This window comes from Cupriavidus necator, assembly GCF_016127575.1.
Taxonomy (GTDB): Bacteria; Pseudomonadota; Gammaproteobacteria; order Burkholderiales; family Burkholderiaceae; genus Cupriavidus; species Cupriavidus necator_D.
Genome location: NZ_CP066018.1, coordinates 1,258,224 through 1,282,772, shown reverse-complemented (window position 1 = coordinate 1,282,772; position 24,549 = coordinate 1,258,224). Strand labels below are relative to the sequence as shown.

At 67.9% G+C, this 24,549-nt stretch carries 24 protein-coding genes and 2 riboswitches; of the genes, 14 read left to right on the top strand and 10 right to left on the bottom strand.

What is annotated here, in order from left to right; translation table 11 throughout:
• Positions 1 to 66: 66 nt before the first annotated feature.
• Positions 67 to 1,014, bottom strand: coding sequence for an N-acetyl-gamma-glutamyl-phosphate reductase (gene argC / locus I6H87_RS05955; RefSeq protein ID WP_010813308.1), 948 nt, complete (start codon positions 1,012 to 1,014; stop codon positions 67 to 69).
• Positions 1,015 to 1,243: 229 nt separating this feature from the next.
• Between argC and I6H87_RS05950 the strand changes: the two genes are divergently transcribed.
• A complete protein-coding gene (locus I6H87_RS05950) occupies positions 1,244 to 1,495 on the top strand; it encodes a type II toxin-antitoxin system MqsR family toxin (protein ID WP_328706763.1) in 252 nt (83 codons plus the stop codon).
• Positions 1,496 to 1,526: 31 nt separating this feature from the next.
• Complete coding sequence (locus I6H87_RS05945) at positions 1,527 to 1,928, top strand: type II toxin-antitoxin system MqsA family antitoxin (RefSeq protein WP_010813310.1); 402 nt, start codon at positions 1,527 to 1,529, stop codon at positions 1,926 to 1,928.
• Positions 1,929 to 1,937: 9 nt separating this feature from the next.
• Here the strand turns inward: I6H87_RS05945 and I6H87_RS05940 are convergent, their stop codons facing one another.
• Complete coding sequence (locus I6H87_RS05940) at positions 1,938 to 2,714, bottom strand: exodeoxyribonuclease III (RefSeq protein ID WP_011614408.1); 777 nt, start codon at positions 2,712 to 2,714, stop codon at positions 1,938 to 1,940.
• Between the two features lie 27 nt (positions 2,715 to 2,741).
• On the opposite strand from I6H87_RS05940, the gene pyrE reads away from it, so the two are divergent.
• A complete protein-coding gene (gene pyrE / locus I6H87_RS05935; protein WP_010813312.1) occupies positions 2,742 to 3,428 on the top strand; it encodes an orotate phosphoribosyltransferase in 687 nt (228 codons plus the stop codon).
• A 161-nt stretch (positions 3,429 to 3,589) separates the two neighbouring features.
• On the top strand, positions 3,590 to 4,864 hold the full coding sequence (locus tag I6H87_RS05930) for a patatin-like phospholipase family protein (RefSeq protein WP_010813313.1): 1,275 nt from the start codon (positions 3,590 to 3,592) through the stop codon (positions 4,862 to 4,864).
• Positions 4,865 to 4,878: 14 nt separating this feature from the next.
• Here the strand turns inward: I6H87_RS05930 and I6H87_RS05925 are convergent, their stop codons facing one another.
• From I6H87_RS05925 to I6H87_RS05910, 4 genes are all read right to left on the bottom strand, one after another.
• The gene (locus tag I6H87_RS05925) at positions 4,879 to 5,688 is read right to left on the bottom strand and encodes a polyphosphate kinase 2 family protein (protein ID WP_011614411.1); all 810 of its coding nucleotides are present in this window, start codon (positions 5,686 to 5,688) and stop codon (positions 4,879 to 4,881) included.
• A gap of 107 nt (positions 5,689 to 5,795) precedes the next feature.
• Positions 5,796 to 6,662, bottom strand: a complete 867-nt coding sequence (dapF, locus tag I6H87_RS05920) for a diaminopimelate epimerase (protein WP_011614412.1) — start codon at positions 6,660 to 6,662, stop codon at positions 5,796 to 5,798.
• A 42-nt stretch (positions 6,663 to 6,704) separates the two neighbouring features.
• Positions 6,705 to 7,598 (bottom strand): lipid A biosynthesis lauroyl acyltransferase, encoded by an 894-nt coding sequence (locus I6H87_RS05915; RefSeq protein WP_010813316.1) that lies wholly within the window; start codon positions 7,596 to 7,598, stop codon positions 6,705 to 6,707.
• Complete coding sequence (locus tag I6H87_RS05910) at positions 7,595 to 8,491, bottom strand: lysophospholipid acyltransferase family protein (protein WP_010813317.1); 897 nt, start codon at positions 8,489 to 8,491, stop codon at positions 7,595 to 7,597. Before I6H87_RS05910 ends, I6H87_RS05915 begins: the two co-directional genes overlap by 4 nt.
• 331 nt (positions 8,492 to 8,822) lie before the next feature.
• Between I6H87_RS05910 and metK the strand changes: the two genes are divergently transcribed.
• Together metK and I6H87_RS05900 are read left to right on the top strand one after the other, a co-directional pair.
• Positions 8,823 to 9,986 carry a methionine adenosyltransferase gene (metK, locus tag I6H87_RS05905; RefSeq protein WP_010813318.1) on the top strand — a complete coding sequence of 388 codons (1,164 nt, stop codon included), beginning with the start codon at positions 8,823 to 8,825 and terminating at the stop codon, positions 9,984 to 9,986.
• 202 nt (positions 9,987 to 10,188) lie between these two features.
• Complete coding sequence (locus I6H87_RS05900) at positions 10,189 to 11,130, top strand: Kdo hydroxylase KdoO (RefSeq protein WP_011614413.1); 942 nt, start codon at positions 10,189 to 10,191, stop codon at positions 11,128 to 11,130.
• Here I6H87_RS05900 and I6H87_RS05895 read toward each other — a convergent pair whose 3' ends face one another.
• Entirely contained in the window at positions 11,131 to 12,534 is a 1,404-nt protein-coding gene (locus I6H87_RS05895; protein ID WP_011614414.1) for a coniferyl aldehyde dehydrogenase, read from the bottom strand.
• A 315-nt stretch (positions 12,535 to 12,849) separates the two neighbouring features.
• Here I6H87_RS05895 and I6H87_RS05890 point away from each other — a divergent pair, with 315 nt between their 5' ends.
• Positions 12,850 to 14,529, top strand: coding sequence for a GMC family oxidoreductase (locus I6H87_RS05890; RefSeq protein ID WP_058698556.1), 1,680 nt, complete (start codon positions 12,850 to 12,852; stop codon positions 14,527 to 14,529).
• Between the two features lie 4 nt (positions 14,530 to 14,533).
• Here the strand turns inward: I6H87_RS05890 and I6H87_RS05885 are convergent, their stop codons facing one another.
• On the bottom strand, positions 14,534 to 16,195 hold the full coding sequence (locus tag I6H87_RS05885) for an acyl-CoA dehydrogenase family protein (RefSeq protein ID WP_010813322.1): 1,662 nt from the start codon (positions 16,193 to 16,195) through the stop codon (positions 14,534 to 14,536).
• 198 nt (positions 16,196 to 16,393) lie between these two features.
• Positions 16,394 to 16,495, top strand: a riboswitch (TPP riboswitch).
• A 100-nt stretch (positions 16,496 to 16,595) separates the two neighbouring features.
• On the opposite strand from I6H87_RS05885, the gene thiC reads away from it, so the two are divergent.
• The 7 genes from thiC to I6H87_RS05850 all read left to right on the top strand — a co-directional run bounded on the left by thiC (position 16,596) and on the right by I6H87_RS05850 (position 23,082).
• A complete protein-coding gene (gene thiC, locus I6H87_RS05880) occupies positions 16,596 to 18,476 on the top strand; it encodes a phosphomethylpyrimidine synthase ThiC (RefSeq protein WP_010813323.1) in 1,881 nt (626 codons plus the stop codon).
• A gap of 136 nt (positions 18,477 to 18,612) precedes the next feature.
• Positions 18,613 to 19,806, top strand: coding sequence for an FAD-dependent oxidoreductase (locus I6H87_RS05875; RefSeq protein WP_011614417.1), 1,194 nt, complete (start codon positions 18,613 to 18,615; stop codon positions 19,804 to 19,806).
• 12 nt (positions 19,807 to 19,818) lie between these two features.
• Entirely contained in the window at positions 19,819 to 20,016 is a 198-nt protein-coding gene (thiS, locus tag I6H87_RS05870) for a sulfur carrier protein ThiS (RefSeq protein ID WP_011614418.1), read from the top strand.
• Positions 20,017 to 20,019: 3 nt separating this feature from the next.
• The gene (locus I6H87_RS05865; protein WP_010813326.1) at positions 20,020 to 20,856 is read left to right on the top strand and encodes a thiazole synthase; all 837 of its coding nucleotides are present in this window, start codon (positions 20,020 to 20,022) and stop codon (positions 20,854 to 20,856) included.
• Entirely contained in the window at positions 20,853 to 21,989 is a 1,137-nt protein-coding gene (locus I6H87_RS05860; RefSeq protein ID WP_011614419.1) for a thiamine phosphate synthase, read from the top strand. Before I6H87_RS05865 ends, I6H87_RS05860 begins: the two co-directional genes overlap by 4 nt.
• 14 nt (positions 21,990 to 22,003) lie before the next feature.
• A complete protein-coding gene (locus tag I6H87_RS05855; protein ID WP_010813328.1) occupies positions 22,004 to 22,513 on the top strand; it encodes a GNAT family N-acetyltransferase in 510 nt (169 codons plus the stop codon).
• 116 nt (positions 22,514 to 22,629) lie between these two features.
• Positions 22,630 to 23,082: a PaaI family thioesterase gene (locus I6H87_RS05850; RefSeq protein ID WP_011614420.1), complete on the top strand. Its 453-nt coding sequence runs from the start codon at positions 22,630 to 22,632 to the stop codon at positions 23,080 to 23,082.
• A gap of 21 nt (positions 23,083 to 23,103) precedes the next feature.
• Here the strand turns inward: I6H87_RS05850 and I6H87_RS05845 are convergent, their stop codons facing one another.
• Both I6H87_RS05845 and thiD read right to left on the bottom strand, forming a co-directional pair.
• Positions 23,104 to 23,538 (bottom strand): PGDYG domain-containing protein, encoded by a 435-nt coding sequence (locus I6H87_RS05845; RefSeq protein ID WP_011614421.1) that lies wholly within the window; start codon positions 23,536 to 23,538, stop codon positions 23,104 to 23,106.
• A 5-nt stretch (positions 23,539 to 23,543) separates the two neighbouring features.
• Positions 23,544 to 24,371 carry a bifunctional hydroxymethylpyrimidine kinase/phosphomethylpyrimidine kinase gene (gene thiD, locus I6H87_RS05840; protein ID WP_051398454.1) on the bottom strand — a complete coding sequence of 276 codons (828 nt, stop codon included), beginning with the start codon at positions 24,369 to 24,371 and terminating at the stop codon, positions 23,544 to 23,546.
• A 58-nt stretch (positions 24,372 to 24,429) separates the two neighbouring features.
• Positions 24,430 to 24,545: riboswitch (S-adenosyl-L-homocysteine riboswitch) on the top strand.
• Positions 24,546 to 24,549 lie beyond the last annotated feature (4 nt).

Here is a 24,549-nt window from a genome sequence, read left to right as displayed (position 1 = left end):
TCCGCTGACGCCAATGAAAAAAGCCGGCAATGCCGGCTTTTTCCTCATTCAGGGCTGGCTGCAGCGTCAGGCGCGCAGCCCCGTGGCCTCGTCGGCGCCCACATGCACGTTCATGCATTGCACCGCGGCGCCGGCCGCGCCCTTGCCCAGGTTGTCCAGGCGAGCCACCAGGTTCAGGCGCTCGGCATTGCCGAACACGAACAGGTCGACACGGTTGGTGTCGTTGTTGGCCTGCACGTCGAAGAAGCCGCCGTCGAGGTTGTCGGCGCTGTTGTACGGCATCACGCGCACGAACTGCTCGCCTTCATAGTGCTTGCGGTAGATCTCGACGATCTGCTCGGCGCTGACCTTGCGCGCCAGCCGGTCCGTGAACACCGGCACCGTCACCGCCAGGCCCTTCAGGAAGTTGCCGACGATCGGGTTGAAGACCGGCGCCTGCGCCAGGCCGGCCTGCACGCGCATCTCGGGCAGGTGCTTGTGTTCCAGGCCCAGCGCGTACGGACGCGGGCTGTCCAGCTTCGGGTTACCGCCGGCTTCGAACTCGGCAATCATCGACTTGCCGCCGCCGCTGTAGCCGGTCAGCGAGAACGCCGAAACCGGGTAGTCGGCTGGCAGCACGCCGGCGTCCACCAGCGGACGCACTGCCAGCACGAAGGCGCTGGCGTGGCAGCCCGGCACCGCAATGCGCTTGCTGTCGCGGATCTTCTCGCGCTGGCCGCGCGCCAGCTCGGGCAGGCCGTAGGCCCAGCTGTCGGCGGTGCGGAACGCCGTGCTGGCGTCGATCACGCAGGTGTTCGGGTTGGTCACCAGCGATACCGCCTCGCGCGAGGCCACATCGGGCAGGCACAGGAAGGCGACGTCGGCGGCATTCAGGAATCGTGCTCGTTCGGCCGGGTCCTTGCGCTTGTCATCGGCAATGCGCAGCAGTTCCACGTCGGAACGGCCGGAAAGATAGTCAAGCAGCCGGAGACCGGTGGTGCCTTCCTGACCATCGACGAACACTTTGAAAACCATGGCTGACTCACTCAATGAAGTGCGGGGGAATGCTTTGGATATGAGAAATCTCCCCTGCCGGGCGCTGTGGGGAACCTGCATTGTAGCGGGGATGGGGGCCGGTCGCAGGGGTTTGTACGGATTGGATTATTGCGATTTGGCACAGTTCGCGGCTTGCAGCATCTAACCAAGTAGGTTAATTTGCGCGGGGAAGGGAACGGCGCATGACCCGCTGTGGCGGGTCCGGGAGTTGATTGCGGCAGGGCGGGTCAGCTTGACGATGGCAGCGTTCCAGGGCGCCAGGAACATGTGTCTCACCCGCGGCGACGTCCTTGATGTAGTCGCCAGGATCCAGCCCGCCGACTTCTACAAAAGCATGACGACCTACGTCGACCATACCGTCTGGCAGGATGTGTATCGCCCATGCACATCGTATGGAGCGATATACCTGAAGCTGACGGTGACCGAGGAAGTCCTGATTGTGTCGTTCAAGGCGCGCTAGCGCGTGCGCCGCCTTGCCAGAGGAGCTGTCTATGCGATGCCCGGTATGTGGAGGCGCCGAACTCGAAAGGGGGCGGAAAGACTTTGTCTATACCTACCGTGGCGAGTCCACGGTAATCGAAGCGGTCCTTGCCGACTGGTGTGCTCAGTGTGGAGAAGGTGTGCTGGGCCAGGAAGAGGAAGAGCGGATCGGACCGCTGGCGCTCGCCTTCAACAAGCAAGTCAACGCCTCGCTTGTCGATCCGACTTACATCATGCAAGTCCGCAAGAAACTCCACCTCGACCAGCGCGAAGCCGCAGAGATCTTCGGCGGCGGGGTCAATGCATTCTCGCGCTACGAGACTGGCCGGACCAAGCCGCCGCTTGCGCTGGTAAAACTGCTCAGGCTGCTGGACCGCCACCCGGAACTGCTTGAGGAGGTCCGGGCGGCCTGATGGCTGCGCTCAGAGCGGATAGTCGTAATCGATCGACAGCGGCGCGTGGTCGCTGAACTTCTCGTCCTTGTAGATCGAGCAAAGCCGCGCGGTATCGGCGATCTTCGGCGTGGCCAGGTGGTAATCGATCCGCCATCCCACGTTCTTGGCATAGGCCTGGCCGCGGTTGCTCCACCACGTGTACTGCTCGGGGCGCGGATCCAGCTTGCGGAACACGTCCACATAGCCATGGACGTCGAACAGTTCGCCGATCCAGGCGCGCTCCTCCGGCAGGAAGCCTGAGTTCTTCAGGTTGCCCTTCCAATTCTTGATGTCGATTTCCTTGTGCGCGATGTTGACGTCGCCGCACAGCACGATCTCGCGCCCGCTCGCCTTGAGTTGCAACAGGTGCGGCAGGAACGCTTCCATGAAGCGGAACTTGGCAAGCTGGCGTTCCTCGCCGCTGGAACCCGACGGCACGTAGACCGAGATCACTGCCAGGTGCGGATACTGCACTTCGACGTAGCGGCCCTCGCTGTCGAACTCGGAATTACCGAAGCCGGTGACCACCCGCTCCGGCTTGTGCCGCGTGTACAGGCCCACGCCGCTGTAGCCCTTCTTCTCGGCGTAATGGAAAAAACCATGGTAGCCATGTGGCGCCAGGAACGCTTCGGTCATGTCGGCCTCCTGGGCCTTCAGTTCCTGCACGCAGACCATGTCCGCGTCCTGCTTGCCCATCCAGTCGAAAAAGCCCTTCTTCGACGCGGAGCGGATGCCGTTGAGGTTGGCGCTGATAATCCGTAACATTCGGGGAAATTTTGAATTCAGAGAGAAATGATGACGCAGCAGAAACCGCCCGCGGGTGCCGATCTCAGCCAGACCTTTATCCGCTTTGCGCTCGATGCGGGCGTGCTGTCGTTTGGCGAGTTCGTCACCAAGGCCGGCCGCAAGTCGCCTTACTTCTTCAATGCCGGCCTGTTCAACCAGGGTGCGATGCTGGGCGAGGTGGCGCAATTCTATGCCAAAACGCTGCTGGCCTCGGGCGTGCAGTTCGACGTGCTGTTCGGGCCGGCCTACAAGGGCATCACGCTGGCGTCGGCCACCGCGGTGGCGCTGGCTGGCATGGGACGTGACGTCGGCTTCGCCTACAACCGCAAGGAAGCCAAGGACCACGGCGAAGGCGGCACGCTGGTCGGGGCCAAGCTGCAGGGCAAGGTGGTCATCGTCGACGACGTGATCTCCGCCGGTACCTCGGTGCGCGAATCGGTAAACATGATCCGCGCCGCCGGCGCCGAGCCGGCCGCGGTGCTGATCGCACTGGACCGCATGGAGAAGAGCGGTACCGCCGAGCAGGTCGGCACCCATTCCGCCGTGCAGGACGTGCAGCGTGAGTATGGCATCCCGGTGATCGCCATCGCCAGCCTGAAGGACCTGCTGGCTTACCTCGATGCGTCGCAGGACCCCGCGCTGTCGGCCTCGCGCGAGGCGGTGGCGGCCTATCGTCAGCGCTACGGCGTCTGAAACCGTTGATGGCAAGGGGCGCCGCCAAGCGGCGCCCGTTCAGCATCTGGCGGACAGGCGGACTTTCCAATCGGCAGGAGCGCGGCGTGGCGGAAAAAGAACGGCAGGAGCGGCAAGTACGGCAAGTGCCGCAAGAGCGGCAGGAAAAGACGGCACGGCAGATGGCACGGCAGCCAACGCAGGCCAAGGCTGAAAGCGGCGCCAATGCCGATTCCCTGGCCGAACGCGGCGCGCAGGTGCAGCCGCGCAAGCCGGTGCGCCGGGCCGCCAAGGCCCCGGACCGGCCGGCGCACGAGGCCTATGCCGTGCGCGCGCTGGTGCTGCAGGGCGGCGGCGCGCTCGGGGCCTACCAGGCCGGCGTGTACCAGGGCCTTGCCGAGGGCGGCATCTACCCGAACTGGGTTGCCGGCATCTCGATCGGTGCGCTCAACGCCGCCATCATCGCCGGCAATCCGCCCCGGCGCCGCGTGGAACAACTGCGCGCCTTCTGGGAGTACATCTGCGCGCAGCCGTGGCTGCCCAGCCTGTCGCATTCCTGGTTCGCCGACCATGCCGAAGGCTGGCCCGAGCCAATGCGGATCTGGTTCGATGGCCTGCATGCAGCGCGTGCCATGCTGGAAGGCCAGCGTGGCTTCTTCCAGCCGCGCGGCTGGCCGGAGCTGATGTCGCGCTACTCGGACCCGAGCCATGTCAGCTTCTACGACACCACGCCGCTGAAGGCGACGCTCGAGCGTTTTGCCGACTTCGACCTGATCAACCACCGCCCCGACCTGATGCGCGTCTCGGTGGGGGCGGTCAATGTGCGCACCGGCAATTTCGCCTACTTCGACAATACCCGCGACAAGCTCTGCCCCGAGCATTTCATGGCCTCGGGCGCGCTGCCGCCGGGCTTTCCGGCGGTGGAGATCGATGGCGAGTACTACTGGGATGGCGGGCTGGTATCGAACACGCCGCTGGCCGAGGTGCTGACGGCGCAGCCGCGGCGCGACGCGCTGATTTTCCAGGTCGACCTGTGGAGCGCGCGCGGCAAGCTGCCGCACGACCTGGTCGACGTGGCCGAGCGCCAGAAGGACATCCAGTACTCCAGCCGCACGCGGGCCATTACCGACTACATGCGCGAGCAGCAGAACATGCGCCGCATGCTCAACGAGGTGATGGCGCTGGTGCCGCCGTCAAAGCGCGACAACGCCTGGTACCGCCGCGCGGCGGAGCAGGCCTGCGACGCGCGCCGCAACGTAATCCAGCTGATCTACCGCGACAAGTCGTTCGAGAACCTGGCCAAGGACTACCAGTTCGGCGCGCTCACCATGCATGAGCACTGGACCAGCGGGCTGGACGATATCCGCCAGACCCTGCGCCACCCCCAATGGCTGGCGATGCCCAGCCGCGAGCACCCCTTCGTCACGCACGACGTGCACCGCGGCAACGGTGGCTGAGGCGGCCGGGCGGCTCAGTCGACCTTGGTACTGGCCAGTTCCGGCCGGGCGGGCGGGTAGGCCGGCTTCAGGTCCTCGAAGACCCTGGTCAGGATCTCCGCCACCATCAGGTTGCGGTGTGTCTTGGAGTCGGCCGGCACCACGTACCACGGGCATTCGGGCGTGCTGGTCGCCATGATGGCAGCCTCGTAGGCGTCCATGTAGGCCTTCCAGTGCTTGCGCTGGGCGAGGTCGTTGGTGTCGAACTTCCAGTGTTTCTCCGGATCCGCCAGGCGCGCTTCGAGCCGTGCCTTCTGCTCGTCGCGGGATATGTGCAGGAAGCACTTGACGATGGTGGTGCCGGTCTCGGTCAGCATCGACTCGAAGTCCCGGATCTGGCGGAAGCGCCGCTCGCACTCGGCGGCGTCGATCCAGTTGTGCACGCGCGTGATCAGTACGTCTTCATAGTGGCTGCGGTTGAAGACCACGATCTCGCCCGTCTTCGGAACCTGCAGGTGGATGCGCCATAGAAAGTCGCGCGCCAGTTCCTCCGGCGACGGGGACTTGAAGCCCACCACGCGGATGCCCAGCGGATCGAAGCTGCGGAACACGCCGCGCACGGTGCCGTCCTTGCCGCTGGTATCCATGCCCTGCAGCACCACCAGCAGCCTGCGCCGGTGCTCGGCGTAGAAGATATCCTGCTGCGCGTCGAGGGCGTTGCTCAGCTCGATGATGCGGGCCAGGTCTTCTTCTTTCTTGCCGCACGACAGCGGCTTGCTGCCCGGGTCGAAGTCGGCAAGGCGAAAACGCTTGCCTGAGGTAATGCGGAAATCGTCCAGCGGCATGGGCGCTCCATCGGTCTGACCAGCAAGATCAAGGGAATGAGCGCCCCGGCCGGGGCTCCGCGGCAAGGAATGCGGGGCGTGTGGACAGGGGCGCACAGCCCCTATGGTCAGGCCGGCAGGGCTGCCAGGTCAATGCTGCCTTCAAACACGGTGGTGGCCGGGCCGGTCATGCGCACCGGTTCCGCGCCGCCATCCCAGGCAATGGTCAGATCGCCGCCGTGGGTATGCACCCGCACCGGCGAGTCCAGCAGGCCGCGCCGGATGCCGGCCACCACGGCCGCGCAGGCGCCGGTGCCGCAGGCCAGGGTTTCGCCGGCACCGCGTTCGTAGACGCGCAGCCGGATGGCATGGCGGTCCTGCACCTGCATGAAGCCGGCATTGACGCGGTTGGGGAAGGCGGCATGGTGCTCCACCACCGGGCCGTCCTGCAGCACCGGGAAGTTCTCCACGTCGTCCACCACCTGCACCGCGTGCGGATTGCCCATCGATACCACCGAGATCCATTCGGTGCGGCCGTTGACCTCCAGGCCGTACAGCGTGTCCGCGCCTTCCGCGCGGGTGGGCAGGCCTTCCGCACGGAACGGCACGCGCGCCGGTTCCAGTTCGGGCGCACCCATGTCCACCGTGACCTGGCCGTCGTCCTGCAGCGTCAGGGTAATGACGCCGTTCATCACTTCGACGCGCACCGAGCGCTTGTCGGTCATGCCCTTGTCGGTGACAAAACGCACAAAGCAGCGCGCGCCGTTGCCGCAGTGCTCCACCTCGCTGCCATCGGCATTGACGATCCGGTAGCGGAAGTCGACATCGGGGCGGGACGGCTTTTCAACGATCAGGATCTGGTCAGCGCCAACGCCGAAATGCCGGCTGGCCAGCGCACGCCATTGCGCCGGGGTCAGGTCGATCTGCTGGTGGATGCCGTCGAGCACGACAAAGTCGTTGCCCGCGCCGTGCATCTTGGTGAACTGGAGTTTCATGGTGGGGATTGTAGCTGCGCGGCGCCGGACGTGCCGGCGCGCTCAGTAGATCTCGGGCTCGCCCGGCAGGCGGTGCTTGAAGCGCTTGTGCACCCAGTAGTACTCGGGTACGCGCGGGCGGATGCAGTCCTCGAAGAAGGCATTCATGCGGCGCGTGTCGTCGGTGACGCTTGCGCCGGGGTAGTCTTCCCAGGGCGGCAGGATGCGCAGCACATAGCCCTGGTAGTCGGGCAGCATCTCGGTGTAGATCGGCACGACCTTGGCCCCGGTCAGGCGCGCCAGCCGCGACACCGAGGTCAGTGTCAGCGCCTGCACGCCGAAGAACGGCACGAACTCCGAGTCGCGCTCGCCGAAATCCATGTCGGCGATCAGCTGCAGGGCCTCGCCCTTCTTCAGGCAGCGCAGGATGTCGCGCGCGCTGTCGTTGCGCGAGATCATGTTGGCGCCGAAGCGCCCGCGCGCGTGCTTCAGGAAGTGGTCGAACAGGTCGTTCTTCTGCCTGGTATAGAGCGATGCGCCGGAGCGGCCGAGATGCTCGCGCAGGTCGATGGTGAGTCGGATCGCACCGGCTTCCACGCCCGACAGGTGCAGCGTCACCAGGATATGCGGGGTGCCATCCAGGGCCACCAGGCCGGCCTGGTCGTCGATCTGCACCCAGCGGCGCATCTGCGCCTCACTGCCGGTCCAGAAGATGCCGCGTTCGGCAAAGCTGCGGAACAGGATGCGGAAGCTCTGCCGCGACAGTTCATCGATTTCGGCCTCGGTCCGGTCCGGGAAACACAGGCGCAGGTTGGCCTGCACCACGCGGCGCCGCTCGCTCGGCACCAGGTAGAGCAGGCTTCCCAGCGCCTCGCCGAAGCGCGCGACGAACGGATATGGCAGCTTGCCCAGCACCGTCAGCAAGCCGATGCCAAGCCACGTGAACACACGGCTCATGAAATCGATCGATCAGTGGCCGGCTCGGTATCATTGCCCGGCGCGTCCGGGGTACCCGCTCCGGCGGGTTGCTTGTAGCGGTTGTAAGCCCACAGGTACTGCGTGGGGCACAGGCCCACCAGTTCCTCGATAGTCCGGTTGATGACCGCGGCAGCGGCGGCAGGATCGTCCGGCAGCATGCCGCCGTCGTTGATCACGCGCAGGTGGCCGCGATAGCCGGCGCCGCGCGGCAGGCGCTCGGCAAAGACCGCCACCACCGGCGCGCCGGTCAGCTGCTGCAGCCGGTGCACCAGTGCCATGGTATAGGCCGGCTTGCCGAAGAACGGCGCCCAGTTGCCCTCGCCGCCGCTGGGCACCTGGTCGGGCAGGATGCCCACCGCCTGGCCGCGCTTGAGTGCCTTCACCAGCATGCGCACACCGCGCGGCGTGGCCGGCGCCATGTGCATGCCGGGCCGGGTGCGCATTTTTTCAATCCAGTCGCGCAGCCAGGGCTGGTGCGGCGGCTTGAACAGGGCGGTGACCGGGCGCTGCAGCGCGTGGGACTGCGGCAGCACTTCAAAGCAGCCCAGGTGCGGGGTCAGGATGATGATGCCCTTGCCGCGCGCCTGCAGCTTGCCCAGCTCGGGCCACAGGTAGTCGTCAAAGCCATGCAGCTTCGCACCGATCTTGCTGCGGCTCCAGAAGTAGGGCATCTCGACGATCATGCGTCCGGCCGAACGGGCCGCTTCGTCGATCATCGCATCGGTGGCGTCGGGAAACGCCTGGCGGAAGTTCTCCCGCAGGCGCTGGCCGTAGCGGCCGGGCAGGCGCGCGCTCAGCAGTCCGAGCGCGCCGCCCGCGGCTTGCAGCAGCCGCAGGGGAAAACGGGAGATCAGCCAGAACAAAAAGGTCATCAGGCGCGAAAAGCGGGTCTGCTACGGGTCTGTGCCGGGGAACAGACGGGCAGGCAGCGTTTTTTCTATGGCGGTATTCAGTTCCGCGCGCAGCGTGCCGTCATCGGATTCATCTGGGCACGGTGCCCCCGGCTGGTTGGCAGGGTGCCGTACCGTACCGTTGGCGCGCTGCAACGAGCCCGGCAGGCGCGTATAATAGCGTGTATCGCCGAGTTAACTGACAACTTGCGGGGCGATGCGGCTCTAACCGGGCTGCTTGAAATACCGCTAAAGCGTCGCCGCCATGAACTGATCGGGCTGGCACGCAATAGCCAACCTGGAGAATAAGTTCGTGGCAAACGACTTCCTTTTTACTTCGGAATCCGTCTCCGAAGGCCATCCCGATAAGGTCGCCGACCAGATTTCCGACGCCGTCCTCGACGCCATCCTGGCCCAGGACAAGTACGCGCGTGTGGCGGCCGAGACGCTTTGCAACACCGGTCTGGTGGTGCTGGCTGGGGAAATCACCACGACTGCCAACGTCGACTATATCCAGATCGCGCGCGACACGATCAAGCGCATCGGCTACGACAACACCGATTACGGCATCGACTACAAGGGCTGCGCGGTGCTGGTCGCCTATGACAAGCAATCGCCCGACATCGCCCAAGGCGTGGACCGCGCCTCCGACGACTACCTGAACCAGGGTGCCGGCGACCAGGGCCTGATGTTCGGCTACGCCTGCGACGAGACCCCGGAACTGATGCCGTTCCCGATCTACTACGCCCACCGCCTGGTCGAGCGCCAGTCGCTGCTGCGCCGCGACGGCCGCCTGCCCTGGCTGCGCCCGGACGCCAAGTCGCAGGTGACGGTGCGTTATGTCGACGGCAAGCCGCACAGCGTGGATACCGTGGTGCTGTCGACCCAGCATTCGCCGGACATCACCCAGGCCCAGATCCGCGAAGCCGTGATCGAGGAAATCATCAAGCCGGTGCTGCCGGCCGAGATGCTGAAGGAAACCAAGTACCTGGTGAACCCGACCGGGCGCTTCGTCATCGGCGGCCCGCAGGGCGACTGCGGCCTGACCGGGCGCAAGATCATCGTCGATACCTACGGCGGCGCCTCGCCGCACGGTGGCGGCGCGTTCTCGGGCAAGGACCCGTCCAAGGTCGACCGCTCGGCCGCCTACGCCGCGCGCTACGTTGCCAAGAACGTGGTGGCTTCGGGCCTGGCGCGCCAGTGCCAGGTGCAGGTCAGCTACGCCATCGGCGTGGCCCGCCCGATCAACGTGACGGTCTACACCGAAGGCACCGGCAAGATCCCCGACGCCAAGATCGCCGAGCTGGTGCAGGAGCACTTCGACCTGCGCCCGAAGGGCATCGTGCAGATGCTGGACCTGCTGCGCCCGATCTACGAGAAGACTGCCGCCTACGGCCACTTCGGCCGCGAAGAGCCGGAATTCTCTTGGGAAGCCACCGACAAGGCGGCTGCCCTGCGCGCCGCGGCCGGCCTGTAAGCGCCACCCGCGCCAGCAGCACTGACGGCAAGCCCCGCCGGCCCGCAAGGGCCCGCGGGGTTTTTTTACGCGGGCTTGATCCTGGTCCAGTCGCCGCGTGACGCCGGCGCCACGGCTGACGGCAGGGAGTAAAATCCCGCCATCCCCAGCCGCCACGCCGGCGGCCGACCCCAAACACTGGTGACCGTTTCCAGAGGATGCCATGTCCGAAGCGCCTGTCCTTGCCCCCTCGACCTCAACCCAGCCGCCCGCCGCCGGCCAGCTCAACCTGATCCGCCCGCAGCCATATGCCGACTGGGCGCCGCAGGTCACGGCCGAAGAACGCGCCACGCTGCGCCGCGAGCTGGAGCAGGGCGCCGTGCTGTACTTCCCGAACCTGAATTTCCGCTTCCAGCCGGGCGAAGAGCGCTTCCTTGACAGCCGCTATTCCGACGGCAAGTCCAAGAACATCAACCTGCGCGCCGACGACACCGCGGTGCGCGGCGCCCAGGGCAGTCCGCAGGACCTGGCGGACCTGTACACGCTGATCCGCCGCTACGCCGACAACAGCGAATTGCTGGTGCGCACGCTGTTCCCTGAATACATCCCGCACATGACGCGCGCCGGCACCTCGCTGCGGCCCAGCGAGATCGCCGGGCGCCCGGTCAGCTGGCGCAAGGACGACACCCGCCTGCACGTGGACTCGTTCCCGTCCAACCCGATGCTGGGCAAGCGCCTGTTGCGCGTGTTCCACAACATCGACCCGGCCGCGGCGCGCGTGTGGCGCGTGGGCGAGCCGTTCGGCGATTTTGCGCAGAAGTTCGTGCCCAAGACCCATGGCATGTGGCCGGGGCAGGCGGCGCTGATGAAGCTGCTGCATATCACCAAGCGCAAGCGCTCGGAATATGACCACCGCATGCTGCAGCTGCATGACTTGGCCAAGGCCGACCTGGATTACCAGGCCAAGGTGCCGCAGCAGGAATTCCACTTCCCGCCGGGTTCCACCTGGATCGTCTTCAGCGACCAGCTGCTGCACGCGGCCATGCGCGGACGGGCGATGATGGAGCAGACCATCTACCTGGCGCCGCAGGCGATTTCCGACCACACCCACTCGCCCGAGGCGGTGCTGTCGCGCATGCTCGGGCGGCCGATGCTGGTGTCCTGATCAACGCAGAAGCAGGCGCAACATGGTTTCGAAGGTCTTGCCGTAAGGCGGCTTGAGCAGTCCTGCGCCGTTCAGGCCGGCCTGGTGGAACACCGGCTTCACCTTGGAGAAGGTGTCGAAGCCCGCCTGGCCGTGATAGGCGCCCATGCCGCTGGCGCCGACCCCGCCGAAGGGCAGGCCGTCCTGGGCGATATGGAACAGGGTGTCGTTGACCGTGACGCCGCCGGCAACGGTCTGCTTCATCACATGGCCGATGGCGCCGCGGTCGCGCTCGAACAGGTATAGCGCCAGCGGCCGCGGGCGCGCATTGATGTAGTCCACCGCCTCGTCCAGGGTGCGGTACGTCACCACGGGCAGTACCGGCCCGAAGATCTCCTCGCGCATCGCCGTGACGCCTTCGGGCACATCCAGCAGCAGCACCGGTGGCAGGCGCCGCGCGTGCGCGTCCGGCTGCGCATCGGACAGCGGCACCACGGTCGCGCCTTGCGCCGCGGCTTCGTCCACCAGCGCCGCCAGCCGCGCGAAGTGGCGCGGGCTGATGATGCTGGTGTAGTCCCGGTTGCGCGCCAGGTCCGGATAGAGCCGGTCAACGCACCGGCGTGCCGGCTCCACCAGCTGCCCGCGCAGGTCTTCCGGCACCAGCACGTAGTCTGGCGCGATGCAGGTCTGGCCCGCGTTCATCAGCTTGCCCACCAGGATGCGTTCCACCGCACGCGGCAGGTCAGCGCCGGCGCCGATAATCGCCGGCGATTTGCCGCCGAGTTCCAGCGTCACCGGGGTCAGGTTGGCGGCTGCCGCGCGCATCACATGGTGGCCGACCGCGGTCGAGCCGGTGAACAGCAGGTGGTCGAAGGGCAGCGCGGTAAAGGCGCTCGCCACCTCGGCATCGCCATTGACCACCATGATCTCGTCCGGCGCAAAGTGCTGCGGCACCAGTTGCGCGAACAAGGCCGCAAAGCGCGGCGTGTATTCCGACAGCTTCACCATGGCGCGGTTGCCCGCCGCCAGCGCGCCGGCCAGCGGCCCTACCGTCAGGTACAGCGGATAGTTCCAGGGCACCACGATGCCCACCACTCCCAGCGGCTGCGGCACCAGCCGCGAGCGGCCCGGGCGGAACCAGAAGCCGGTGGCGGCGCGGCGCACGCGCATCCAGCGCTTGCCGTGGCGCAGCGCGTCGTCGATGCCGCCGAGGCTCGGGAATACCTCCAGCAGCGCGGTTTCCTGCCGCGGCCGGTTGGTGAAGTCCGCGTGAATGGCGGCGGCAATGGCAGCCTCGTTCTCTGTCACCAGCCGGCGCAGGCGCTGCAGGCGGTCGGCACGCACGGCCCAGGCGGGCAGCTGGTCGCGCCGCGACGCGGCGTGCATGGCGCCAAAGACGGACGACAGGTCGGGGACTTCTCGCATTGCTGCGCTCCTGGGCAAGGGACGTGCGGGGAAAGTGGATGTGGATCGCGGCGAGTGGCGCTGCAGCGGTCCGCGTGTTCCCGCGCACGATAAGGTAGCGTGCCAGCCATGGCAATGGAAGTTTCCTACCAGAAGGGCAATTCAAACGCCCGTCTGCGCAGCGCCGGCGGCCCGCGCCACCGGGCTTCTCCACCGTCCGGGCTAGCGCCTACACTGAATCTCACAGCTTGCCATCCGCTGGACGGACAGGGCGCGCATGCACCGGCGCGGCCCGGCTCACGCACGCGCGCCGCCTGCGGACTCGCGGGGAGACAGATGGAAACCACCTTTGACTACGTCATCGTCGGCGCGGGCTCGGCGGGCTGTGCGCTGGCGGGGCGGCTTGCCGACAGCGGCGACGACACCATTGCCCTGGTCGAGGCCGGGCACCACGATCACCATGTGCTGGTACGCACACCCGCGGCGCTTGCCGCGCTGCTGCCGCGCGCGGGGGCACGCAACTACGGCTATGAAACCGTGCCGCAGCCAGGCCTGAACGGCCGCCGCGGCTACCAGCCGCGCGGGCGCGGGCTGGGCGGCAGTTCCTCGATCAACGCCATGATCTACACGCGCGGCCGCGCCGCCGATTATGACGCGTGGGCCGCCGCCGGCTGCGACGGCTGGTCGTGGGACGACGTGCTGCCGTACTTCCGCCGCGCCGAGTGCAATGAACGCCTGGCCGGCAGCGACGACGACCCGCTGCACGGCGGCAACGGGCCGTTGCACGTGAGCGACCTGCGCACCCCCAACCCCTTTGCCGAACGCTTCATCGAGGCCGCGCAGCAGGCGGGCTTCCCGCGCAACGACGATTTCAACGGCGAAGAACAGGAGGGCGTGGGCTGGTACCAGGTCACGCAGCACGCGGGCGAGCGCTGGAACGCGGCGCGTGCCTACCTGCACGGTGGCAACAAGCGCGACCGGGCCTGCAATGGCGGCCGCGCGCACCTGCGGGTGCTGACCGATACGCAGGCGCTGCGCATAGTCTTCGAAGGCCGCCATGCGGCCGGGGTGCAGGTGGTGCGCGAGGGCCACCGGCAACTGCTGCGCGCGCGCCGCGACGTGATCGTGTGCGCGGGCACGTTCGGCTCGCCGCAGCTGCTGATGGTGTCGGGCGTCGGCCCCGCCGCGCACTTGCGCGAACATGGCATCGCCGTCGTGCATGACCTGCCCGGCGTGGGCGCCAACCTGCAGGACCACCTGGACATCGTGCTGCACAAGCGCGTGGCCGTGCCTGAATTGTTCGGCGTGTCGTTCGGCGGCCTGGCGCGGCTGGTGCCTGAAATGCTGCGCTACCGGCGCGAACGCACCGGCATGATGTCAAGCAACTTCGCCGAGGCAGGCGGCTTCCTGCGCAGCCGCCCGGACCTGCCCGAGCCCGACCTGCAGCTGCATTTCGTGGTCGGCATGGCCGATGACCACATGCGCCGGCTGAACTTCGGCCATGGCTATTCCTGCCATGTCTGCGTGCTGCGCCCGCGCAGCCGCGGCGAGGTGCGGCTGGCCTCGCACGATATCCGGCGCGCGCCGCTGATCGACCCGCAATACCTGAGCGATGCGCGCGACCTGGACGACATGGTCGCCGGCGTTCGCATCGTGCGCAGCATCTTTGCGCAGCCGCAACTGGCCGGCTTCGGCGGGCGCGAACTCTATTCCGCCGGCCTGCGTGCCGATGGCAGCGACGACGCTGCCGTGCGCGAGATGATCCGCGAGCATGCCGACACCATCTACCACCCGGTGGGCACCTGCCGCATGGGCATGGATGCGATGGCGGTGGTGGACCCGCAACTGCGCGTGCGCGGCGTCGAGGGTTTGCGCGTGGTCGATGCATCGGTGATGCCGACCCTGGTCGGCGGCAACATCAATGCGCCCGCGATCATGATCGGCGAGCGCGCGCATGACCTGATCCGCTATGCGCCGCGCGTGATGCTGCGGGTGCTGGAATCGATGGAGGCTTGAATCGCTAGCCTTCGAAGCCGCGCGAGAACACCCGCTTGAGCACGTCGGCATCCGCATCCAGGGTGCCGAACACGCGCCCGTGCTGCCGTCCCAGCCGGCTGGCGACGAACAGCTCGGCATTCTCGGTATCGGCATGCGCCAGCATCAGCGCGGCCTGTGCGGTCAGCACCAACCCCTGCGCAAAGCGTCGGGCGCTGGCTTCCAGCAATTCCGGCGGCTGGCGCAGCAGCGCCTGCAGCGATGCCAGTTCCGCGCGCACCGCCGGATGGCCGCCGGCGCGGCGCGACAGGTCTTGCAGCAAGCGCGCGGCATCGTCGGGATTGCGCTGGATCGCGCGCAGCACGTCCAGGCACATGATGTTGCCCGAGCCTTCCCAGATCGAGTTGACCGGCGCCTCGCGGTACAGCCGCGCCATCGGGCCTTCTTCCACGTAGCCGTTGCCGCCCCAGACTTCCATGGCTTCGCCGGTGGCTTCCAGCGTGCGCTTGCAGACCCAGAATTTGGCCGCGGGGGTGACCACGCGCTTCCACGACGCCGCGAGCGGATCATCGTCAGCGTGCTCGAAGGCGTGGCCCAGTTCCATCATCAGCAGCGTGGCCGCTTCGGATTCCAGCGCCAGGTCGGCCAGCACATTGCGCATCAGCGGCTGGTCGGCCAGCAGGCGCCCGAAGGCGCTGCGGTGGCGCGCATGGTGCAGCGCCTGCACAAAGGCGGCGCGCAGGATCGCGGCACTGCCGATCACGCAGTCCAGCCGCGTGCTGGTGGCCATCTCGATGATGGTCGGGATGCCGCGGCCTTCCTCGCCGATCAGGATGCCGGTGGCGTCGCGGAACTCCACCTCGCTGCTGGAATTGGAGCGGTTGCCTAGCTTGTCCTTGAGCCGCTGGATCAGCACCGCGTTCTTGCTGCCGTCGTCGCGGAAGCGCGGCACGAAGAAGCACGACAGCGGGCCGTCTTCGGCGCCCATGCGCGCGACCACCAGGTGCGCATCGCACATCGGCGCGGAGAAGAACCACTTGTGCCCGGTCAGCGCGTATTCCGCGCCGCGGCCCTCGCCGCGCACCGCGCGCGCCACGGTGGTGTTGGCGCGCACGTCCGAGCCGCCCTGTTTCTCGGTCATGCCCATGCCGATCATGATCGCGCTCTTGCTGCGCCACGGCAGGTCGCGCGCATCGTGTTCGGTCGCATACAACCGCGGCTCAAGCTCGGCAAACAATGCGGTTTCCTTGCGCAGCACCGGGATGCTGGCGAAGGTCATGGTCGGCGGGCACAGCGAGCCGGATTCCACCTGCGCCTGCAGGAAGTAGCCGGCGGTGCGCGCCACCCATGCGCCCGCGCGCGGCTGCGCGAAGGGCAGGGCCTGCAGCTGCTGGCTGCGCAACAGGGCCAGCAGCGCGTGCCAGCTCGGGTGGAAATCCACGGCGTCGATGCGCTCGCCGGTGCGGCTGTGTGTGTGCAGCTCGGGCGTGTGGCGGTTGGCATCGGCTGCCCATTGCTGGACTTCCGGCTCGCCCAGGCGCGCGCCGAACTGGCCCAGCGTGCCGGCGTGCCAGCCGCCTCCCAGCCGTTCCAGCGCGCCGCGCAGCGCCGGATCGGTGGCGAACAGGTTGTAGTGCGCGAGATCGGGCACCTGGTTGAACACGCGGTGGGTGGCAGCTTCGGTCATGGCGGGATCGGAAGATGGACGCGTCTTACTGCATGGTAGAGCACGTCGCCGGCGTTTGAGTGCGCGGTTGTCCCCTTGTGAGTGATTATTGCGCTGCAGCATGCGCGATTCGATACCTTTTCGAACAGGTGTGGCACCACAAACGGCAGGGAACTGGCACTGGCGCCCACCGGCACCTTGTGCTTAAATTCACCCCGTTGGATGAAACAGGGGTGCCGTACGGATGGGCCGTGCGGCTGAGAGAGTCCCTTCGAACCCGATCCGGCTAGTACCGGCGTGGGAAGTTTCACAAGACCAAGTCTCCAGTCCCTCCGGGACTCGCCGCCTCAGGCCTCAGGCCCCGGGCAGCGCTCACAAGGCTCCTGGTTTCGTCCACCCCGCAAGAGAGAGGACGACACCCATGGCCCGTACTGCCCCCGCTGCATCCTTCGAATCGCTCGAAAGCGACCTCGACCAGAAATTCGCCTACCCGGCTTCCAGCAAGACCTACCTGACGGGCAGCCGCCCCGATATCCGCGTACCGCTGCGCACCATCCTGCAAACGTCGACGCGCACCGACAAGGGCGAGATGCAGAATCCGCCGATCCCGGTGTACGACACCTCGGGCCCGTACAGCGATCCGGACGTGCATATCGACCTGAAGGCCGGCCTGCCCGCCGTGCGCGCCAAGTGGATCGAAGAGCGTGGCGACACCGAAGTGCTGCCGGGCCTGTCGTCGGAATACGGACGCGACCGTGCCAACGACCCCGCCACCGCACACCTGCGCTTTGCCCAGCTGACCAATCCGCGCCGTGCCAAGGCCGGTGCCAACGTGTCGCAGATGCACTATGCGCGCAAGGGCATCATCACGCCTGAAATGGAGTATGTGGCGCTGCGCGAATCGCTGAACCTGCAGGCGCTGTACGACAAGCCCGACTACAAGGCGCTGCTGCGCCAGCATCCCGGCAATGCGCTGGGCGCCGGCCTGCCGCTGCGTCCGGAAGACATCACGCCGGAATTCGTGCGCCAGGAAATCGCCTCGGGCCGCGCCATCATTCCCGCCAACATCAACCACACCGAACTGGAGCCGATGGCGATCGGGCGCAATTTCCGCGTCAAGATCAACGGCAACCTGGGCAACTCGGCGGTGACCTCGTCGCTGGCCGAGGAAGTGGAAAAGATGGTGTGGTCGATCCGCTGGGGCGCCGACACCATCATGGACCTGTCCACCGGCAAGCACATCCACGAAACCCGCGAATGGATCCTGCGCAACTCGCCGGTCCCGATCGGCACGGTGCCGATCTACCAGGCGCTGGACAAGACCGGCGGCATCGCCGAGGACCTGACCTGGGAGATGTTCCGCGACACGCTGATCGAGCAGGCCGAGCAGGGCGTGGACTACTTCACCATTCACGCAGGCGTGCTGCTGCGCTATGTGCCGCTGACCGCCGACCGCGTCACGGGCATCGTTTCGCGCGGTGGTTCGATCATGGCCAAGTGGTGCCTGGCACACCACAAGGAAAACTTCCTGTACACGCACTTCGACGAGATCTGCGAAATCATGAAGGCCTATGACGTGTCGTTCAGCCTCGGCGACGGCCTGCGTCCGGGTTGCATCGCCGACTCGAACGACGACGCCCAGTTCGGCGAACTGCGCACGCTGGGCGAACTGACCGCCAAGGCATGGAAGCACGACGTGCAGGTGATGATCGAAGGCCCGGGCCACGTGCCGCTGCAGCGCATCCAGGCCAATATGGACGAAGAGCTCAAGCATTGCTACGAGGCGCCGTTCTACACCCTTGGACCGCTGGTGACGGACATCGCCCCCGGCTACGACCACATCACCAGCGGCATCGGCGCGGCCAATATCGGCTGGATGGGCACCGCCATGCTGTGTTACGTCACGCCCAAGGAGCACCTTGGCCTGCCGGACAAGGAAGACGTGCGCGAAGGCATCATCACCTACAAGATCGCGGCCCACGCTGCCGACCTTGCCAAGGGCTGGCCCGGCGCGCAGCTGCGCGACAACGCGCTGTCCAAGGCACGCTTCGAGTTCCGCTGGGAAGACCAGTTCAACCTGGGCCTCGACCCGGAACGCGCGCGTTCGTACCACGACGCCACGCTGCCGGCCGAGGGCGCCAAGATCGCCCACTTCTGCTCGATGTGCGGGCCGAAGTTCTGCTCGATGAAGATCACGCAGGAAGTGCGCGACTACGCGGCGTCGCTGCCCAAGGAAGCGCAGCAGGGCATGGAAGAGAAGTCGATCGAGTTCCTGAAGAAGGGCAGCAAGATCTACTCGTGATGCAGTGACTGGCAGTACGGGCATGGCTTCGCATCCATGCCCGCTCGTGTTTCGCCGCCGCGCAGCGCCTCGCGCGGCGGCACCGACAACAAGGAGGCCGGCGCGGCCGCACGCGCCGTCCGGCACAACACCCCTCATGACAGCAGTGCAGTCGTTTGACGTCGCCATTCTCGGGGCCGGTCTTGCCGGGCGCCTGGCCGCCTGGCAACTGGTACGCAGCGGCGCCCGCGTGGCGCTGGTGGAGCGGGCCGGTCCGGACGGCGCGGGCTCGGCCGCCTATGTGGCTGCGGCCATGCTGGCGCCGCTGGCGGAATCGGCCATCGCCGAGCGCCGCATCGTCGACCTGGGCATCGCCAGTGTCGACCTGTGGCGCGCGTGGCTGGCCGAATTGCCTGAGCCGGTCTTCTTCCAGGAGGACGGCACGCTGGTGGTCTGGCATGCGCGCGACCGTGCCGAGATGTCGCTGTTCACCAGCCGCGTGCGCGCGGTGGCGCCGCCCGAACTGGTGTCGCAGCGGCTGCGCGCGCTGGACGGCAAGGGCGTGGGCGAAGTCGAGCCCGCGCTGGCGGGCCGCTTCCCGCAGGGCCTGCTGCTGGCCGGCGAAGGCCAGCTCGACAACCGTGGCGCGCTGCGCGCGCTGTTGTCGTGCGCGGTCAGCGAAGGCGTGCATTGCGTCTGGGAGGCTGGCGAGGTCGATGCCGAATCGCTGCCCAAGCTCGGCATCCGTGCCGACGTGGTGCTGGATTGCCGCGGCCTGGGCGCGCGCTCGGCCTGGCCCGCACAGCCGGGCGGCGACAAGCCGGGCCTGCGCGGCCTGCGCGGCGAAGTGGTGCGCGTGCATGCGCCCGACGTCAGGCTGCATCGGCCGGTGCGGCTGCTGCATCCGCGCTACCCGATCTATATCGCGCCCAAGCCCAACGACCTGTACGTGATCGGTGCCACCGAGCTGGAAAGCGAGGATGATTCGCCCATGAGCGTGCGTTCCGCGCTGGAGCTGCTGTCGGCGGCGCATTCACTGCATCCCGCCTTCGGCGAGGCCCGCGTGCTGGAACTGAACGTGCAGCGGCGCCCGACGCGGCCCGACCACCTGCCGGCGATCCGCGTGGACCAGCGCGCGCGCGTGGTGCGCGTCAACGGCTTGTACCGGCATGGCTTTCTGATTGCGCCGGCGGTGACCGAGGCCGCGTGCGCGGTGGTTGGCGCGCTGCTCAAGGGCGATCCCGCGGCCCATGCCGTGCCGGCCGCGCTGCGCTGGCCTGGCATGATCGAAGCCGTGACCGAAGCGCCCGCTGCCGCTACCATGGCCGCACCCGGCGGGCTGCTGCACTAACGCATGACTGACATGGAAATCCTGCTCAACGGCCGACCGCTCGCCCTTGCCGATTCCGCCACGCTGGCGGACGCGGTGAGCGCGGCGCAGATCGCGCCCCCCTTTGCCGCGGCGGTCAACGGCCAGTTCGTGCCGCGCGGCGCCCACGCCAACACCATTCTTGCGGCCGGCGACCGCATCGACCTCGTGCAACCCGTGACGGGAGGCTGACCCATGACATTCGAACCTTCCGAAACCTTGCGCGACCCGTTCGTGCTGTATGGCGAGTCGTTCGGCTCGCGCCTGCTGCTGGGCACCGCGCGCTACCCGTCGCCGGCCACGCTGGAGGCGGCCGTGCAGGCCTCCAGGCCCGCCATGATCACCGTTGCGCTGCGCCGCCAGGGCGCGGTCGGCGCCGGCGAGGGCGGCCAGGCCTTCTGGCAGATGCTCAAGGCGCTGGACGTGCCGGTGCTGCCCAATACCGCCGGCTGCTTCACCGCGCAGGAAGTGATCACCACTGCGATGATGGCGCGCGAGGTCTTCGAAACACCGTGGATCAAGCTGGAGCTGATCGGCGACGACTACACGCTGCAACCCGATACGCTGAACCTGCCGGCCGTGGCCGAGACCCTGATCAAGGAAGGCTTCAAGGTGCTGCCGTACTGCACCGAGGACCTGGTGCTGTGCCGCCGCCTGCTCGACGTGGGCTGCCAGGCGCTGATGCCATGGGCCGCGCCGATCGGCACCGGCCGCGGCGCGGTCAACCCGCACGCGATGCGCGTGCTGCGCGAGCGCCTGCCCGACACGCCGCTGATCGTCGATGCCGGCCTGGGCCTGCCGTCGCATGCGGCGCAGGTGCTGGAGTGGGGCTACGACGGCGTGCTGCTCAATACCGCGGTGGCGCAGGCCGCCTACCCGGTCAATATGGCGCGCGCCTTTGCGCAGGCCGTTGAGGCCGGCCGCACCGCCTACCTGGCCGGGCCGATGCCCGAGCGCGAGGTGGCGCAGGCCAGCACCCCGGTGGTCGGCATGCCGTTCTGGCACGCCGACAGCACGGAGCAGCGCGCATGACCCGCCGCGCCGTGCATGCCGCCAGCGACGGCCCGCTGCGCCAGGCGGTGCTGGAACACTATGGCGAGACCTTCGGCGTCGATGACAAGCCGTGGCAGGCCTGGCGCCTGGCCGACGCGCCCGCGCAACCCGGCGCCCACGACGTGCTGCTGTTCGACGGCGAAGCCGACGCAGGCACGATCGCGCGCGTCGCCGCCGCGGGCGCCACGCTGATCGAGAGCGATCGCGAGGGCGGCCAGTGGATCGACACCGTGCGCTCGCCGATGGGCACGTGGGTCTTCTCCGTCGCCGCCGACACCGACCAGCCGCATTCGCCCGCCTTCGTCGCGGTGCTGCTGGCCAGCCTGGCGCTGCATTTCCCCGCGCACGACGCGCTGTGCCTGGCGCGCGCCTGGGAGCCGGGCTCGGCCGACTGGCCGTCTGACTTTGCCCGCTTCCCGCATGTACGGCACGCCGCCCTGGTGGCACCCGAGCAGGCCGCGGCGCCGTTCGCGCCGTGCCCCGCGCTGGGCCTGTACGTGGTGGTGCCAAGCGCCGAATGGATCGAGCGCCTGGCGCCACTGAACGTACCGACGGTGCAGCTGCGCTTCAAGTCCGAAGACCCGGCCGCGGTGCGCGCCGAGATCGCACGCGCGGCGAAGGCCACGCAGGGCTCGTCTTCGCGCCTGTTCGTCAACGACCACTGGCAGGCCGCGATCGACTACCGCGCCGCCAACGGCGGCGATCAGAGCGGCATCTACGGCATCCACCTTGGCCAGGAAGACCTGGACGATGCCGACCTCGATGCGATCCGCGCTTCGGGCCTGCGCCTGGGTGTCTCCACCCATGGCTATGCCGAGATGCTGCGCGTGGCCGCGATCCGCCCCAGCTACCTGGCGCTGGGCGCGATCTTCCCGACCACCACCAAGGTGATGCCGACCCAGCCGCAGGGCATGGGCCGCTTCCGCGCCTACGTGAAGCTGATGCAGCCGGTGATCCCGTCGCTGGTGGGCATCGGCGGCGTCAACGCGGCCAATATGCGCGAGGTGCTGGCGGTGGGCGTCGGCAGTGCCGCCGTGGTGCGCGCGGTGACCGAGGCTGACGACGTGCCGGCCGCGGTGGCCCAACTGATCAGCCTGTTCCCGGCTGCCTGAGCGCGGAGCCAGCCATGGCTGCTGCTGCGCACATCCGCCTGGCAGCGGCGGACGAGGTGCCGCGCCTGGCCGATATCGAACTGGCCGCCGCGGCGCTCTTCCCTGATACGGACCTGCCGGCACTGCTGCGCCTGGTCAGCACGCCCGAGCCGGTGCTGGCCGCCGCGCAGCGCGAAGCGCGCCTGTGGGTAGCCGAGCGCGATGGGGAACTGGCCGGCTTTGCGCTGGCCAGCCGCAACGGCGAGTGCGCCTACCTCGATGAAATGGATGTGCACCCCGACCACGGGCGCCGCGGCATTGGGCGGGCGCTGGTAGGGGCGGTGCAGGGCTGGGCGCGGGCGGGGGGATCGCACTCGCTCAACCTGACCACGTTTGCCCACCTGCCCTGGAATGCGCCGTTCTATGCATCGCTCGGGTTTCGCCAGTTGCGTGACGACGAGCTGTGTCCGCTGCTGGCCGATGCATTGGCGGCGCAGCGTGCTGCGGGGCTGCGGCAGCGGGTGGCGATGCGGCAGGTGCTCTGAAGGGCGCGCGCGGTGCCAGGATTTGTGCGACATTCGCCCAGCCGCGGGAACCGAACGGGACCCCGCCGTTATGATGTTGGGCAGCATTCCCCGCCAACCACCCAGCATCCCCCATCATGTCCAGCCAGACCGCCCCCGAAATCACCCCCGTCGCCCCCGGCACGCCCGAGAAGCCCTACTTCGGCATCGACGTGCCGCTGATGCGCTATTTCGGCCTGCAGCCGGAGCTTATCGAGGAGGGCTATTGCCGCACGCGGCTGCCGGCGCACCCGTCGCTGGTCAACAGCCGCGGCGATGTGCATGGCGGCACGCTGATGGCGACGCTGGACTTCACCCTGAGCGGCGCCGCGCGCTCGCATGCGCCGCTGGAAACCGGCGTGATCACGATCGACATGTCCACGCATTTCCTGGCGGCAGCGCGCGGCGAGCTGACGCTGGAGGCGCGCTGCCTGCGCCGCGGCGCGCGCATTGCATTCTGCGAGGGCGAGGTCAAGGATGCTGCCGGCACCGTGGTGTGCGTGGCGCGGGCCGCGTTCAAGCTGGTGCCGCTGTCCGCCGGCGGCAACTGACCCCGGCATCGGTCTGGTCGCTCAGTCCTGCAGCGGCCGGTACACCTGTTCGAAACGCGCGCGCTCGGTGATGCCATAGTCGCCGGGCGCGTATTGCATCAGCCAGTCGCCCGGCTTGCCGTGCAGCACGTCGCCGCCGGCGCTGCGCGCGATGCTGAAGGCCTCGTGCATTTCGCGCGCCAGTACCGGGATCGGCTTGTTGCGGTAGGCGCCGTCCTGGCCGTGCGCCAGCGGCGGCACGGCCTCGTATTTGGGGTCGAAGCGGTCGCGCGAGACGCACCAGCGGTCGCCGCCGCGGCTGGTGATCAGCGCATCGCCAGGTTGGTAGCGGTTGGGTCCCTCGCGGCTGATCAGCTCGCCGGGTTCGGTGGCGAACACCACGTCGACAACTTCATGCTTGAGGTAGAACGCGGCAGCCGGGTCGCTGCGCAGGTCGATATCGGCCAGCATCGGCATGTCCGTCAACCCAGCGCGCGCGGCGCGAACAAATGGTTCAGCGGGCCGTTGCCGGCACCCAGCCGCAGCCCCGCGCCCGCCGCGATGGCCTGCGCCACGTAGTCCAGCGCCGTGCCCACCGCCGGCTCCAGCGCATCGCCGCGCGCAAGCTGCGCGGCAATCGCGGCGGCCAGCGTGCAGCCGGTGCCGTGCAGGTTGCGGGTATCGACACGCGGATGCGTGAACACGCGCACGCTGCCGTCGGCCAGCATCAGCAGGTCATCCAGGCCGCCGGCGGCGGCACCGTCTTCCAGGTGGCCGCCCTTGAGCAGCACCGCGGGGCAGCCCATCGCGATCAGGTCGGCGGCGGCCTGTTCCATCTCCGCACGGCGCGTGATCCTGCGGCCCAGCAGGTAGGAAGCCTCGGGCAGGTTGGGCGTGACCAGCAGCGCGCGCGGGAACAGCAGCCGCACCATCGCCTGCGTGGTGGCGTCATCGGACAGCGTCGCGCCCGAGGTCGAGATCATCACCGGGTCCACCACCAGCTTGCTGATGCCGTGCCGGTCAGCCGCCGCGGCCACGGCCTCGACGATGGCGGCGGTGCCCAGCATGCCGGTCTTGGCCGCGTCCATGCCGATATCGCTGGCCACGGCATCGATCTGCGCGGCCACCATGTCGGCGGGAATGGCGTGCACGCCGGTCACGCCCAGCGTGTTCTGCGCGGTGATCGCGGTGATGGCGCTCATGCCGAAGCAACCCAGCGCGGAAAAGGTCTTCAGGTCGGCCTGGATGCCGGCGCCGCCGCCGGAGTCGGAACCGGCGATGGTCAGGGTACGGGGTGGCGTTGGGATCATCTGTGCAGGAATCGGAGGGAGCCGGTGCGCAAGGCGCCCGGGCACGCTACAATACCGCCACTCCGAGGAGCGTTGCAACGGATGGAGGCCTGCGAAGCACATCGCGCGGCCGGCGGCACAGCCGCCCCATGCCATCCGCCAGGCTCGGACTGTCTTCAACGGCGCTCGCTGATCCGTG

Coding starts and splice junctions, on each gene's coding strand:
- I6H87_RS05890 (WP_058698556.1), top strand. CDS start 12,850: ATGGAAACCACCTTTGACTACGTCATCGTCGGCGCGGGCTCGGCGGGC.
- thiS (WP_011614418.1), top strand. CDS start 19,819: ATGGAAATCCTGCTCAACGGCCGACCGCTCGCCCTTGCCGATTCCGCC.
- I6H87_RS05930 (WP_010813313.1), top strand. CDS start 3,590: ATGGCACGGCAGCCAACGCAGGCCAAGGCTGAAAGCGGCGCCAATGCC.
- I6H87_RS05925 (WP_011614411.1), bottom strand. CDS start 5,688: ATGCCGCTGGACGATTTCCGCATTACCTCAGGCAAGCGTTTTCGCCTT.
- I6H87_RS05895 (WP_011614414.1), bottom strand. CDS start 12,534: ATGCGAGAAGTCCCCGACCTGTCGTCCGTCTTTGGCGCCATGCACGCC.
- argC (WP_010813308.1), bottom strand. CDS start 1,014: ATGGTTTTCAAAGTGTTCGTCGATGGTCAGGAAGGCACCACCGGTCTC.
- I6H87_RS05855 (WP_010813328.1), top strand. CDS start 22,004: ATGGCTGCTGCTGCGCACATCCGCCTGGCAGCGGCGGACGAGGTGCCG.
- I6H87_RS05945 (WP_010813310.1), top strand. CDS start 1,527: ATGCGATGCCCGGTATGTGGAGGCGCCGAACTCGAAAGGGGGCGGAAA.
- I6H87_RS05845 (WP_011614421.1), bottom strand. CDS start 23,538: ATGCCGATGCTGGCCGATATCGACCTGCGCAGCGACCCGGCTGCCGCG.
- I6H87_RS05860 (WP_011614419.1), top strand. CDS start 20,853: ATGACCCGCCGCGCCGTGCATGCCGCCAGCGACGGCCCGCTGCGCCAG.
- thiC (WP_010813323.1), top strand. CDS start 16,596: ATGGCCCGTACTGCCCCCGCTGCATCCTTCGAATCGCTCGAAAGCGAC.
- I6H87_RS05850 (WP_011614420.1), top strand. CDS start 22,630: ATGTCCAGCCAGACCGCCCCCGAAATCACCCCCGTCGCCCCCGGCACG.
- I6H87_RS05885 (WP_010813322.1), bottom strand. CDS start 16,195: ATGACCGAAGCTGCCACCCACCGCGTGTTCAACCAGGTGCCCGATCTC.
- pyrE (WP_010813312.1), top strand. CDS start 2,742: ATGATGACGCAGCAGAAACCGCCCGCGGGTGCCGATCTCAGCCAGACC.
- I6H87_RS05900 (WP_011614413.1), top strand. CDS start 10,189: ATGTCCGAAGCGCCTGTCCTTGCCCCCTCGACCTCAACCCAGCCGCCC.
- thiD (WP_051398454.1), bottom strand. CDS start 24,371: ATGATCCCAACGCCACCCCGTACCCTGACCATCGCCGGTTCCGACTCC.
- I6H87_RS05910 (WP_010813317.1), bottom strand. CDS start 8,491: ATGACCTTTTTGTTCTGGCTGATCTCCCGTTTTCCCCTGCGGCTGCTG.
- I6H87_RS05940 (WP_011614408.1), bottom strand. CDS start 2,714: ATGTTACGGATTATCAGCGCCAACCTCAACGGCATCCGCTCCGCGTCG.
- I6H87_RS05915 (WP_010813316.1), bottom strand. CDS start 7,598: ATGAGCCGTGTGTTCACGTGGCTTGGCATCGGCTTGCTGACGGTGCTG.
- I6H87_RS05875 (WP_011614417.1), top strand. CDS start 18,613: ATGACAGCAGTGCAGTCGTTTGACGTCGCCATTCTCGGGGCCGGTCTT.
- I6H87_RS05865 (WP_010813326.1), top strand. CDS start 20,020: ATGACATTCGAACCTTCCGAAACCTTGCGCGACCCGTTCGTGCTGTAT.
- dapF (WP_011614412.1), bottom strand. CDS start 6,662: ATGAAACTCCAGTTCACCAAGATGCACGGCGCGGGCAACGACTTTGTC.